Raw genomic sequence first — 12,184 nt, 5'->3', positions numbered from 1 at the left:
GATGCAGTCACTGATCTGGCTCGCCATCGCCATTCCGCTGGCAAGCGCAGCATTTTTGCTCGTTGCCGGCAAGAGGGCCGATGCATGGGGTCACTGGGTAGGAGTCGTCGCCTCGAGTGCGGCATTCCTGGTGGGCGCGGGAGCGCTCCTGGAGATGCTGGGACAAGACGCGGCGAACCGTGCCACGACGTTGACCCTGTGGGAGTTCATCCCAGGCTCCGACCTCAACGTGAATGTGGGTCTGCTGGTAGACCCGCTGTCCATCACCTTCGTGATGCTCATCACGTTCGTTGGCACGCTCATTCACTTCTACTCAGTTGCCTACATGGAGCACGACGTCGCACGTCGCCGCTTCTTCGCGTACCTCAACCTGTTCATCGCCGCGATGCTGCTGCTGGTGCTCGCCGATTCTTACCTCTTGCTGTTCTTTGGCTGGGAGGGCGTTGGCCTTGCCTCGTACCTGCTGATCGGCTTTTGGAACCACCGCAACGAGTACGCCACCGCCGCGAACAAGGCGTTCGTGGTGAACCGCATCGGTGACATTGGCCTCATCATCGCGATGGGAATGATGTTTGCGGCGTTCGGCGCCGTCGACTTCACCACGGTCTTCGCTGAGGCCCCCGAGGCCTCGACCGCGACGCTCACGGCGATTGGTCTCGCGCTCCTGCTGGCCGCATGCGGTAAGTCCGCGCAGTTCCCGCTGCAGTCGTGGCTGGGAGACGCGATGGCCGGTCCTACGCCGGTGTCCGCGCTCATCCACGCGGCGACCATGGTCACCGCCGGTGTGTACCTGATCGTGCGCTCGGCGCCCATCTTCAACGGGGCGCCCAACGCGCAGCTGGTTGTCGCCGTGGTGGGTGCGATCACGCTGCTGCTCGGTGCGTTCATTGGTATGGCGAAGGACGACATCAAGAAGGCGCTCGCCGCCTCGACGATGTCGCAGATTGGCTACATGATGCTCGCCGCGGGCCTTGGCCCCATCGGCTACGCCTTCGCGATCTTCCACCTGCTGACCCACGGCTTCTTCAAGGCAGGCATGTTCCTTGGCGCCGGTTCCGTGATGCACGCCATGAACGACCAGGTCGACATGCGTCGGTTCGGCGCGTTGCGCGGCGTCATGGTCATTACCTGGGTGACGTTCGGACTGGGATGGCTCGCGATCCTCGGCATCCCGCCGTTCTCGGGCTACTGGTCCAAGGACAAGATCATCGAGGCCGCGTTTGTGGGCGAAGGGTGGCAGCCGTGGGTGCTCGGAGGAGCAGCCCTGATCGGTGCCGGCCTGACCGCGTTCTACATGTCTCGCCTGTTCTTCATGACGTTCCACGGCAAGGCCAGGTGGACGGACGACGTGCACCCGCACGAGTCCTCGCCGCTGATGACCGTGCCCATGATTGTGCTGGCCGTCGGCTCCGCATTCTTGGGTCTGTTCATGGCTACTGGCGACCGCTTCACGCACTTCCTGGAGCCCGTCACCGGTCACGCCGAGCACCACGATCCGGTCATTCCGATTCCGGTCATCATCGCTTTGACGCTGGCCTTGGTCATCGTTGGCGCCGCTGTTGCTTGGATGAAGTACGGCCGCGCTGACGTTCCCGAGACGGCCCCAGCTGGCTCGCTGGCGACCATCACCGCACGCAACGACTTCTTCCAAGACGGCGTGAACCGCGCCGTGTTCCAGCGTCCCGGCCAGCACCTCACGCGGACGCTGGTCTACGCGGACGCCGCAATCGTCGACGGCGCCGTCAACAAGCAAGCGCATGGCTGGGCCCGTTTGGGCGAGGCCTCGCGCAAGCTCCAGACAGGGCAGGTGCGGTCCTACGCCGCCACCATGCTCGTAGGCGTGGTCCTCATTGCTCTCATCATCGTGGTCGGGGGTCTGTAAACCGTGTTCCCATTCCTGACTGTCCTCATCGTGCTGCCCGTCCTGGGTGCAGCCGTCCTGTGGGCCCTACCCGCATCGGCCCGTCCCAAGGCGCGTCAGATCGCGCTGGGCGTCACCGTGATCGAGGCCGTCCTGTTCGCCGTGATGGCGCTGCAGTTCGACACCGCTGACGCTGGCGCCATCCAGTTCTCCGAGACCCACGCGTGGATTCCGCAGATCGGTGCCTCGTGGGCGCTCGGCGTCAGCGGCCTTGGCCTGCTGATGATCGCGCTCGCCGTGATCCTGGTGCCGCTGGCAATGCTCGCTGGGTGGCGTGACGAGACGGACCCTGTCCGCCAGCGCAACTACATGGCGCTGGTGCTGCTGAGCCAGGCGTTCATGGTCGGCATCTTCGCCGCGCGCGACGTGTTCCTGTTCTACGTGCTCTTCGAGGCGATGCTGGTTCCGCTGTACTTCCTCATTGGAGGATTCGGTGGTGCCCAGCGCCGCTACGCGGCCGTGAAGTTCCTGCTGTACTCGCTTGTGGGTGGCCTCATCATGCTGGTCGCCGTCGTCGCGCTGTACTTCGTGGGACCCGGTGGCGAGCAGGCCTTCCTCATCGACAACCTGAGCACTCTCGACGCCTCGGCGACCACCGAGCGCCTGCTGTTCCTGGGCTTCTTCCTCGCTTTCGCGATCAAGGCACCCATGGTCCCAGTCCATACCTGGTTGCCCACGGTCGCCGAAGAGGCCCCCGTCGGCACCACGGCGTTGTTGGTCGCGGTGCTGGACAAGATCGGTACGTTCGGCATGATCACGCTGTGCTTGGTCATGTTCCCCGACGCCGCGCAGTGGGCCGCCCCGGTCATCATCGTGTTCGCGGTGATCTCGGTCATCTACGGCGCCCTGCTCGCGATTGGCCAGCGCAACATGCTGCGTCTCGTGGCCTTCACCTCCGTCAGCCACTTTGGTGTGATGATCCTGGGCATCTTCGTGTTCCAGGCCACCGCCATGGAAGGCGCAGCGCTCTACATGTTCAACCACGGACTGTCGACCGCAGCGCTGTTCTTCCTGGTGGGCTTCCTCATCAAGCGCACAGGGTCTGCCGACATGAGCGACTACGGCGGCCTGCAGAAGGTGGTGCCGGTGTTCGCTGGCGCATTCCTGATTGTCGGAATGTCCGCCGCGGCCCTGCCGGGCTTGTCGCCGTTTGTGTCGGAGATCATGGTGTTCATCGGCGCCTACCCGGTGGCGAAGGCGGCAGTGATTGTCTCCGCGATCTCGGTGGTGCTCGCCGCGCTGTACATCCTGCTGACCTACAAGAAGGTGTTCACCGGCCCGCCGCGCCCGGAACTCCAGGACACCAAGGACCTGAGCCTGCGCGAGAAGCTCGTCGCATGGCCGCTGATCGTGGCGATGCTGGTGCTGGGCTTCGTGCCCGGTCTAGCAATCGACTACGTGAGCGCACCCGCCGCTGATGTGGTGGCTCACGTAGAGCTTGAGGAGGCGAACGCGTGAACTTCGTGACCCCCGAGATCGCTTGGGCGCCGTTAACGCCCATCCTGATCGTCCTGGGCGCCGCCGCCGCGGCCGTGCTCATCGAGGCGTTCATCAAGACTCCGGCCACGCGCCGCCTTGTCCAGCTCACCGTCACCATTGGTGCCCTCGCCGTCGCTCTCGGCATGGTCGTGGTCCAGTGGGTGGGATTGGGCGACTCGGCTGGCACCGTCGTCATGACGGGCAAGATCACGGTCGACGCCCAGTCGCTTGCGTGGCAGGCCATGCTGCTGGTCTTCGGAATCCTGGCGGCTCTCCTGTTCGCGGCCCGTACCGCCGACGGGGAGGAGTCCTTCACCTCGCTGGGTTCCGTACCGCCGGGCTCCACCGAGGAGCGCCTGGCACGCCGCGCAGGGCTGCAGGTCACCGAGGTCTACGCCCTGCTGCTGTTCGCCGTGGGCGGCATGATGCTCTTCACCTGCATCACCGACCTGATCTTCTTGTTCGTGGCGCTCGAGCTGTTCTCGCTGCCGCTGTACATCATGGTGGCGCTGGCTCGCCGGCGCCGGCTGCTGTCACAAGAGGCCGCCCTCAAGTACTTCCTGCTCGGCGCGTTCTCGTCGGCCATCTACCTGTTCGGTGCCGCACTGGTCTACGGATCGACCACGCAGATCGACATGGAGTCCATCGGCATCGCAATCGACTTCATCCCGAGCAACGACGCCATGTTGCTCGCGGGTGCCGTCATGGTGGTTGTCGGGCTCATGTTCAAGATTGGCGCCGTGCCGTTCCACTCGTGGGTCCCCGACGTCTACCAGGGCGCGCCGACCCCGGTCACCGCATTCATGGGCGCCGCGACCAAGGCGGCTGCGACCGCTGCGCTCGTGCGCGTGATGTACCTGGCGTTCTACCCCCTTGAGTGGGAACTGTCCTGGATGTTCTGGGCCGTCGCCATCGCGTCGATGGTGGTCGGCACCGTCGTCGCTCTGGTGCAGACCGACGTCAAGCGCATGTTGGCGTACTCCGCCGTTGCTCACGCCGGATTCATCCTCGTGGCCTTCGCTGGACTGACCCCAGAAGCGCTGACGGCGTTGCCGTTCTACCTGCTGACATACGGCCTCGCGACTATCGGTTCCTTCGCCGTGATCTCTCAGGTGCGCGAGCGTGCTGAAGACGGCGGAGTCGCTGCCGAGGCCGTGCGCCTTGGCCAGTGGGCCGGCCTGGGCAGGCGCTCGCCGCTGCTGGCGGGAGCCATGGCGCTGTTCCTGCTGTCCTTCGCAGGTATCCCTCTCACCGCTGGCTTCATCGGTAAGTTCGAGGTCTTCTCCGCTGCGGTCGCCGGTGGCGCATGGCCGCTGGTGCTGATCGCAGTGTTGGCCTCGGCCGTCGCCGCGTTCTTCTACGTTCGCCTCATTGTGCTCATGTTCTTCACTGACGTTCCCGAGGGCGCACAGGACACGGTGGCCGTTGAGAACGACCTCCTGACCCGCATTGTCATCATCGTGACCGCTGCCGCCACCGTGCTGCTCGGAATCGTGCCGTCGGGCGTGTTGAATGTGCTCCAGGACGCCGCGGTGTTCCTGGTGAGTGCAGGATAGGTACATGTCACTTCCCCTGGGTAGCGCGGAGCTCGAGGACGTCCTGACCCCGCGCCTCGCGATCGTTGAGGAACGGCTGCGGGACGCGGTGGGCCAGGCCGATCAGCTCGCTGATGCAACGTCCAAGCACCTGGTGAACGCAGGTGGCAAACGCCTGCGCCCCATGCTCACGTTGCTCACTGCGCAGTTGGGGGATGGTGCCCGGCCTGAGGTCGTGGAGGCCGCCGTCGTGGTGGAGTTGACTCACCTTGCGACGCTCTATCACGACGACGTCATGGACTCGGCTCCGACCAGGCGTGGCGCCCCTGCGGCGCATGAGGTCTGGGGTAACTCGGTGGCGATCCTCACGGGAGACCTGCTGTTTGCTCGCGCCTCCCGCGTGGTGGCAGGTCTGGGGCCAGAGGCTGTCCGCATTCAGGCGCAAACGTTTGAGCGCCTGTGCCTGGGACAGCTGCACGAGACCGTTGGTCCCAGGGATGGTGAGGACGCCGTCGCACATTACATTCAGGTGCTCGCGGACAAGACGGGCTCACTGATTGCGACCTCGGCACGTTTTGGCGCACTGTTGGCCGGGTGCGAGCCGGCCACCGTCGAGCGCGTGACACGGTATGGCGAGTTGGCGGGCGTGGCCTTCCAACTGGCCGACGATGTCATCGACGTACGGTCCTCTGCGGACGAGACGGGAAAGACCCCCGGCACAGACCTGCGCGAGGGCGTGCCGACTATGCCCGTCCTCCTCTTGCGCCAGCGGGTCGCTAGCGGTCGGGCCACGGCTGAGGACGAGAAGCTGCTGGCGGACATCGACGGCGACCTGTCCTCGGACGAGGTTCTCGCGGATGTCGTCGCTCGACTTGCCGTCCACCCGGTCGTCGATGAGACGAGTGCCAAGGCCCGCGAGTGGGCCGTGAGGGCGTCCGAGTCCGTCGACCCGTTGCCAGACGGTCCCGTGAAGGACGCGCTCAACACCTTCGCAGACGCCTTGGTAGCCCGCGCCGCCTAGCCCCCTTTTCCCCTGGCCGAACATACTCGGCGGGCCCGCGGCACTTCGCGAGCCCTGGCCGTACATTTCCGGGGACTCGTCCGGGTGTGCGTCCCGCGTTCGCAAGGCGACCTCACCTCGCGCCGGCCGTCATTGAGTCGCGACGTACAACGACCGCGCCGTGCGGTTCTACTCGCGCCGTGGGTTCGTCGCCACAGGGCAGTCTTGCGTGAGGAAGGACGTTGTGCCGATCATGGTCGTGGCGCGCCCGGCCAACGACTAGCACCGGAACCCGGCCCCTACGCGCCTAAACCGGCTCTGCTGGCTCCACCCGAGCATCGGCCCGGCGCGGACGCCGCAGCCACCCGTCCACGGTGAGCACCACGAGCGCGACCCACACCAGGACAAAGCCGATCCAACGCGACGCCGGCATCGGCTCGCCGAAGTGCCACACCGCCAGGACGAACATCATGGTGGGCGCGATGTATTGCAACAGCCCCGTGACGAACAGCGGCAGGCGGCGCGCACCGGCCGCGAACAACAGGAGCGCGCCGGCGGTGAAGATTCCGGTCGACATCAGCAGCAAGTCGTGGGACAGGCCCAAGCCGGGTTCGCCGCGCACCAGGAACGTCTGCATGCCGGCAAAATGCAGTGCCACCAGGCCAACGATGGCCACGGGCGCCAGCACCATGGTCTCGACAGTCAGCCCCGTGATCGCGTCCACGGTGCCGCCCACACGTTTTTTGAGCAGGCCGTAGAAGCCGAACGACACCGCCATGAGGAGAGACAACCACGGGAACTCACCGAGGCCCACGCCAATGACGATGACCGCCACAAGCGCGATTGAGATAGCGATCAATTGCCCGCGGCTGAGGCGTTCGCCCAGGAAGATCACCCCGAGCGCCACAGTGAAGAGCGGGTTGATGTAGTAGCCGAGCGACGCGGAGTTCACGTGGTCGGTCACGACGGCGTAGACGTAGGCGAGCCAGTTGACGGCAATGACGAGCGCTGCGGCGCTGAGGATCAGCATGGTGCGGCGATCGCGGAGGACGGCCCGCAGTCGCGCCCAGCCGCGCAGGATCGCGACCAGTCCCAGGCACACCACGAGGGACCACACCGCGCGGTGCGCCGTGATCTCGAGCGCGCCCGCGGGCTTGAGCGCCGCCATGAGGAGGGGAAATAGGCCCCACATGAGGTACGCGCCGGCGCCGTACGCGAGGCCCGAGCGGGACAGGGAAGTGGTCACGGATTGAGTCTGTCACCGCTCAAGCGTGCTGCGGGCCGATGCTCGCCGGCTCCCGTATCCAGGTGCCAGTTGGGTGCGGGCTGGACTGGGCTGCGGTGGAGTGGCACACAATGCCCGTTATCGCGCCCTTGAACAGTCAAATGGAGCCATTTGGCTGTTAAGGGGGCGGAAAACAACGGAATGGTTCCATTTGGCGGGAGGTTAGCGGGTGTGCGAGGCGATCCACGCCAGGAGGTACGCACGTGAATTGCCGTCGTCGATAGCGGTCGCTGGCAACTCAAGCGCAGCGTGCCACGCCTGCTCCGCCTCCTGCGGCCCTGCGGCGGCCGAGTACATGAGCATGTAGTCCGCGAACGCTACGGACGTGCCCGCAGCGAGGCCCTCCGCGACCGCTGCTTCAATGCGCTCGGCCGGGACGGAGGCAAAGTACTGGGCCATGGCGGGGGACGCGGGGATGATTTCGATGCCGAGCATGGCCCCGGGTTCGGCGGAGAACCACGTGGCATAGTCCCGTTTGGCGCCCCATTGCAGCGAGACAATCGGGTGCTCGAACTCGGGAAACTGCTCAAGGTCGGGAGCGAGCCACAGACGGCGCGCGGCATCGGCCTCCAGAGCAAGAAGCCACCGGCCCCGGGTGGCGAGTGCCTGATCGCCGGTCACCTCACCCCATAGCGCGACCGCATTCCAGGCGGCGACGGCCTCGGAACTGGACTCTTGATTGTTGCCGTCGGCGAAGGGGGAGTAGCCCGACGCCCACGAGTGGCCCGCCGCAATGTCCATGTGCCGGATGGGGGGTAGCGCGGCGCCCGCTGCGTCCACCCCCTGCTCGCCGCCTGCGATGTCCGCAGCAACCAGGTCGAACACGTCGCGAATGTCAGCGAGCAGCGCAGGGTCCCTGGCGCCGGCCACAGCCGCGGCGTACAGCAGGTATCCGTAGTGGAAATGGTGGTCATTCAGTTCATCGGACCCAAACGCGGGCGTGCGTCCCACCACCGACCGCAATACGGGGTCGTACACAAAGCAGCGGGCGTCCTCGCTGTCGCAGCGCGCGGCGTCGCCCCACAGCCGCAAGTGTTCCGCGAGGAGGGCGTCAAGGTCGTTCGCGGCCTCGTCTTCGCCCAGGTCCTCCGCCAGCACACGCAGGTTCGCCAGCCGGTATAGCGCCTTGCCGCCAAAGTAACTGTCCGCCGGCAAGTCGGGCGTTGTCGCGACATCATCGATGAGCGCCGCCCGGATGGTCGATCGTTCGGACTCCGTGAGCTCAGCGACGTCAAGTTGTGCGGAGGGAGCGAGGGCGTCGACTTTCCACGCGTACTCCCGCGCCGCGCACACCGCGAAGGTGCCGTCGATGGTGGCGTACGTCCCCAAGCTGCAGTCCAGGCCGGCCTCGACGGCCCGGTCGGCCGGCACCGTCAGCACGGTGTCCACGCCATAGTCGAGGGTGGTCTCCACCTCATCGCCAATGGTCGCAGCGGCCCACGTGACGTCGGTGACGGGGCGGGTCAGCGCCCCTGCGAGGGCACTGGCACTTGACCCCTCGGGCACCGCAAACGCCTGGAGCGAGCCGCCGACGCGTAACTGCGCAGCGCTGGCGGTGGCGTCAGTCGCCTCGCTCACCTCCCACGCCCCGTCCTCAATGACGACGCCGTAGCTGCGTCCCTCGATGGTCGCCACCGCGAGCCGCTCGGACTCCATTGACAGCGCCACCGAGAACGTGACCGCCACGTCCTCCGACGCCACCAGGCCCGCCACGGGCCACCCCTGCGCGAGCACCACCTGCGCCGGGCCAAGGTCAAGCGTCACACCCACAGGGTCGGCAGCCGTCACCACGCCGAGCCCGCTGGCGCCCTCCACTGTCATGGTCAGGTCGGTGCGCGCTGGCGCAAGGATCGCGGCCGCACTCGCCTGCGGCTGCGTGAGGCCCACGCCCACCCCGCCGTCGACAGGTGTCACGGCAAGCGGGCGCGGGAAGACGGGCAGTCCGCCCTGGCCAAAGGCCAGCGACGAGTACCAGCGGTTCGACGGCGGCGCCACGGAGTCGGCGACCCTCATTGTCATGTCCTCATCCACCCGTTCCTGCGGGAGGAGATCGACCGCCGCCGGTGCTCCCGTCGCGCTCACGGGAGCGGTCGGCAGGGCCGCCAGCGTGGGCTCAGCCGCGGTGCACGCCGCACCCGCCAGGCACCAGGCCAGCACGGCGGCTGCGCTCGCGACCCGGCCACGCACTACAGCCCAATCTTGGTGAGGAAGTCTTGCATGGCGTCGTCGACCCCGGCCAGCGGGCCATCGTCACGCAGGTGGAGCGTGGCAGTCAAAGGTGTGCCTGGCTTGATGAGGTTGTTCGCCTCGCCCATCACCAGGCCATCGGACGCCACGCGCGCCGTGACGTGCGCCTCGCCGTCGACCGTCTCGACAGCGATGTCCTCCACGCTGCCGGCCACGCTGCGTTGGTCGGGCAGGACCAGTTCCACGGTGGCGCCATCCTCGATGCGGCCAAAGTCGCGCGAGGTGAGGATGAAGTCGGCGGACGCGAAGAGCGAGTCCGCCTTGTCGATGGTGGCAACGACGGCGCCGGGGGAGGCGTAGGAGCCGGTATTGACGGCGATCTCGCTCACGACTCCCGTGACCGCTGACTTCACCACGAAGGTGCCGTCCTCGGTCACGGTGGCGTCATCGTCGGACACCGCGCCCGCCTCGACGTCGCGTTCCAGGGTGAGGCTTTGCACCTCAAACAGGCGTTGTCCCTCGAAGACCTCGTCGCCTACCTCGACGAACGCCTCGGACACAATGCCGCCATAGTCGGTTCCCACGTCGTAGTGCTGCGCGGCGATCGCCGCCGAGGTGCTCGTCACCTGCGTTTGCCGCTGGTTGAACACGAGGGTGAAGGCCGCGACGATCACGATCACCGCGATCACGCCAAGCACCAACTTAAATCGACTCTTCCACGTCATGACGCGTCCTCCTTCGTGGCGGTGCGGGTGCCGCTTGGCACCAGGTGCGGTTCAGGTGACGCGGGAGCGGTACTGCCGGGGGCATCGGCCCGATGCCCGCCCTGGCGCCCGTACCCCACCTCAGTTGGTATGCGGCCTGAGGGCCGCGCGACGACCGTGCGAGGGCTCCGCGGCTCTGTCGCGGCCGGGGCAGACGGCGGTGACAGCGGCGTGCCACGCCGCAGCGCCTTGGCTTCGCGGCGGGCTGCGTTGAGGAACGCACCCAGGATCACGGTGTTGGTGACGTTCCACGCCGTCGCCAGCGTGAAGACGCCATTGTCGACGTCACGCCAGATCGCGACCGCTGAGGTGAGCAAGAGGAACAGAAAGAACAAGATCTGGGGGACGATGAAGTTGTAGGGCGACTGGCCGCGCGCCGTGCCCGTTGACTGCCAGCCCACGTCGCGCCCAGTGAACGCGTTCACGAGTGCTTTGGTGTAAATCGGGAAGGACACGGTGGAAAGTGTGAGGGTCTCCCACCGGAAAGACCCCAGCGTGTACCAGGCGAGCAGGATCTGCATCACGTAGAACCCCGCGTAATACAGCAGCCACGTCAGGACCGTGATGGACAGGTTCATGGGGCGTAGATCAAAGTAGATCTCGAGCGGCGGGACCAGAATCAACAGCAGTGGGCAGATGCCGGTGAGGTAAAAGGACGCCGTCACGAAGTACTGGATTCGCTGGTCCATGGTGAGGCGCTTCGCGGTCAGGGGAAAGTGAGTGAGCAGAATCTCGAATCCACCGGTGGCCCATCGCAGCTGTTGCTTCGAGTACGCCTCGATGGTCTCGGGTGCCTCCCCCACGGCAAGCACGTTGGGGATAAAGATCGACTTCCAGCCGCGCTCGTGAAGGTTGAGCGAGGTCCACACGTCCTCCGACTTGGAATCGGTGCAGATGCCGTCCACGTCGTCGATCGCTTCGCGACGGAACAGCACGTTGGTGCCCACGCAGAACGCTGCGTTGAAGCGATTGCGGCCCGGCTGCACAAAGCGGTAGAAGACGGCCTGCATGTATGCCGCTCCGCGGGCCACCGTCGTGTGCAAGTTTCCGTAGGTTTGCGGTGTTTGCACGAACGCCACCTGTGAGTCCGCCATGAACGGCAACGTCTCCTCGAGAAAGTCGGGCCGCGGCACAAAGTCGGCATCGAAGATCGCGAAGTAGTCGCCCTTGGCGATGGTCAGCGCGTGGTTGACGTTGCCGGCCTTCGCGCCTCCCGAACTGAGGCGGCGGATGTAGCGCGCGCCAATCGTCGCGGCAAGGTCGCGGACGTCGTCCGACCTGCCGTCATCCAGGATCCAGGTGCGGTGCTTGCCGCGGATGGCGAGAGCCGCCACAGCGGTGCGCCTGATCACCTCGAGGTCCTCGCCGTAGACCGTGATGAACACGTCCACCTCAACGCGCCGCCCGCCCACGTGCAGCGGCCACGCCGTCGCCGGGCCCCGGGTTGCTCGCCCAAAGATCGCTTCCCTGGTGTGGTGGTACTGGAAATCGCGGGGGTCCTGGCCGCCGGAGAGGATGGTCCACATCGCCAGGAGCGCATGGAACACGAGCACCGCCTCAGCGGCAATGACCATCAGCCACGGGAGGAGATCCCCGCGGTTGGACGGGTCCAGCAGAAAGCCTGTGTAGACCAAAATGCCGAGCGTGCTCACGAGGACTAGCAGGATCATGACCGGCGATTTGCTGGTCAGGCGCTGGCGGGCGGAGTCGAGGTCGACGCTGTGGTGTGGGGGCGCGGTGCGCGGACGGGATGCCATGGGGGGACCTCCAGCGCACGCGAGCGTGCGGGTGGGGTGGGTCGTGACGGGAAGGTCCGGCATCGTCGGCGGTGGCGGTCCGGCGGACGCGCCCTGCGGTGCGGCAAAGGCGCGGGGCCTCCACAGCGTCAGGTTAGGTACCCAAGCTCACCGGCACTAGACCTGCCACGTGAATTCTGTGTGACATCTCCCTCACAGGCGCGCCCCCAGCCCACACGCCAAATGGAACCATTTCGCTGTTATAGCCACGTAAAAC

Annotated in this window: 8 protein-coding genes; 4 read left to right on the top strand and 4 right to left on the bottom strand. The window is 66.2% G+C overall.

All coding sequences use genetic code 11. The annotated features are described in order from the left end of the window. The first annotated feature begins 1 nt into the window (after position 1). Genes nuoL through AOP75_RS03740 form a run of 4 tightly spaced genes read left to right on the top strand, consistent with a single transcriptional unit; the run spans position 2 to position 5,956 of the window. Complete coding sequence (gene nuoL, locus AOP75_RS03755) at positions 2–1,882, top strand: NADH-quinone oxidoreductase subunit L (RefSeq protein WP_062076986.1); 1,881 nt, start codon at positions 2–4, stop codon at positions 1,880–1,882. Between the two features lie 3 nt (positions 1,883–1,885). Continuing rightward, the gene (locus AOP75_RS03750) at positions 1,886–3,379 is read left to right on the top strand and encodes an NADH-quinone oxidoreductase subunit M (RefSeq protein WP_062076985.1); all 1,494 of its coding nucleotides are present in this window, start codon (positions 1,886–1,888) and stop codon (positions 3,377–3,379) included. Further along, positions 3,376–4,956: an NADH-quinone oxidoreductase subunit NuoN gene (gene nuoN, locus AOP75_RS03745; protein ID WP_062076984.1), complete on the top strand. Its 1,581-nt coding sequence runs from the start codon at positions 3,376–3,378 to the stop codon at positions 4,954–4,956. The genes AOP75_RS03750 and nuoN overlap by 4 nt, the downstream gene beginning before the upstream one ends. A gap of 4 nt (positions 4,957–4,960) precedes the next feature. Then, positions 4,961–5,956 (top strand): polyprenyl synthetase family protein, encoded by a 996-nt coding sequence (locus AOP75_RS03740; RefSeq protein ID WP_062076983.1) that lies wholly within the window; start codon positions 4,961–4,963, stop codon positions 5,954–5,956. Positions 5,957–6,242: 286 nt separating this feature from the next. On the opposite strand, the gene rarD is transcribed toward AOP75_RS03740, so the two are convergent. The 4 genes from rarD to AOP75_RS03720 all read right to left on the bottom strand — a co-directional run bounded on the left by rarD (position 6,243) and on the right by AOP75_RS03720 (position 11,928). Beyond that, on the bottom strand, positions 6,243–7,181 hold the full coding sequence (gene rarD, locus AOP75_RS03735; protein WP_236683066.1) for an EamA family transporter RarD: 939 nt from the start codon (positions 7,179–7,181) through the stop codon (positions 6,243–6,245). Positions 7,182–7,382: 201 nt separating this feature from the next. Beyond that, entirely contained in the window at positions 7,383–9,407 is a 2,025-nt protein-coding gene (locus tag AOP75_RS03730; RefSeq protein ID WP_062076982.1) for a glycosyl hydrolase, read from the bottom strand. After that, a complete protein-coding gene (locus AOP75_RS03725; protein WP_062076981.1) occupies positions 9,407–10,132 on the bottom strand; it encodes an efflux RND transporter periplasmic adaptor subunit in 726 nt (241 codons plus the stop codon). The genes AOP75_RS03730 and AOP75_RS03725 overlap by 1 nt, the downstream gene beginning before the upstream one ends. Beyond that, positions 10,129–11,928 carry a glycosyltransferase family 2 protein gene (locus AOP75_RS03720; protein WP_062076980.1) on the bottom strand — a complete coding sequence of 600 codons (1,800 nt, stop codon included), beginning with the start codon at positions 11,926–11,928 and terminating at the stop codon, positions 10,129–10,131. The genes AOP75_RS03725 and AOP75_RS03720 overlap by 4 nt, the downstream gene beginning before the upstream one ends. Positions 11,929–12,184 lie beyond the last annotated feature (256 nt).

It is taken from the genome of Demequina globuliformis (assembly GCF_000975155.1).
GTDB classification, from domain to species: domain Bacteria; phylum Actinomycetota; class Actinomycetes; order Actinomycetales; family Demequinaceae; genus Demequina; species Demequina globuliformis.
Note: the sequence above shows the minus strand (reverse complement) of the source record. Positions and strands in the feature narration are given on the sequence as shown.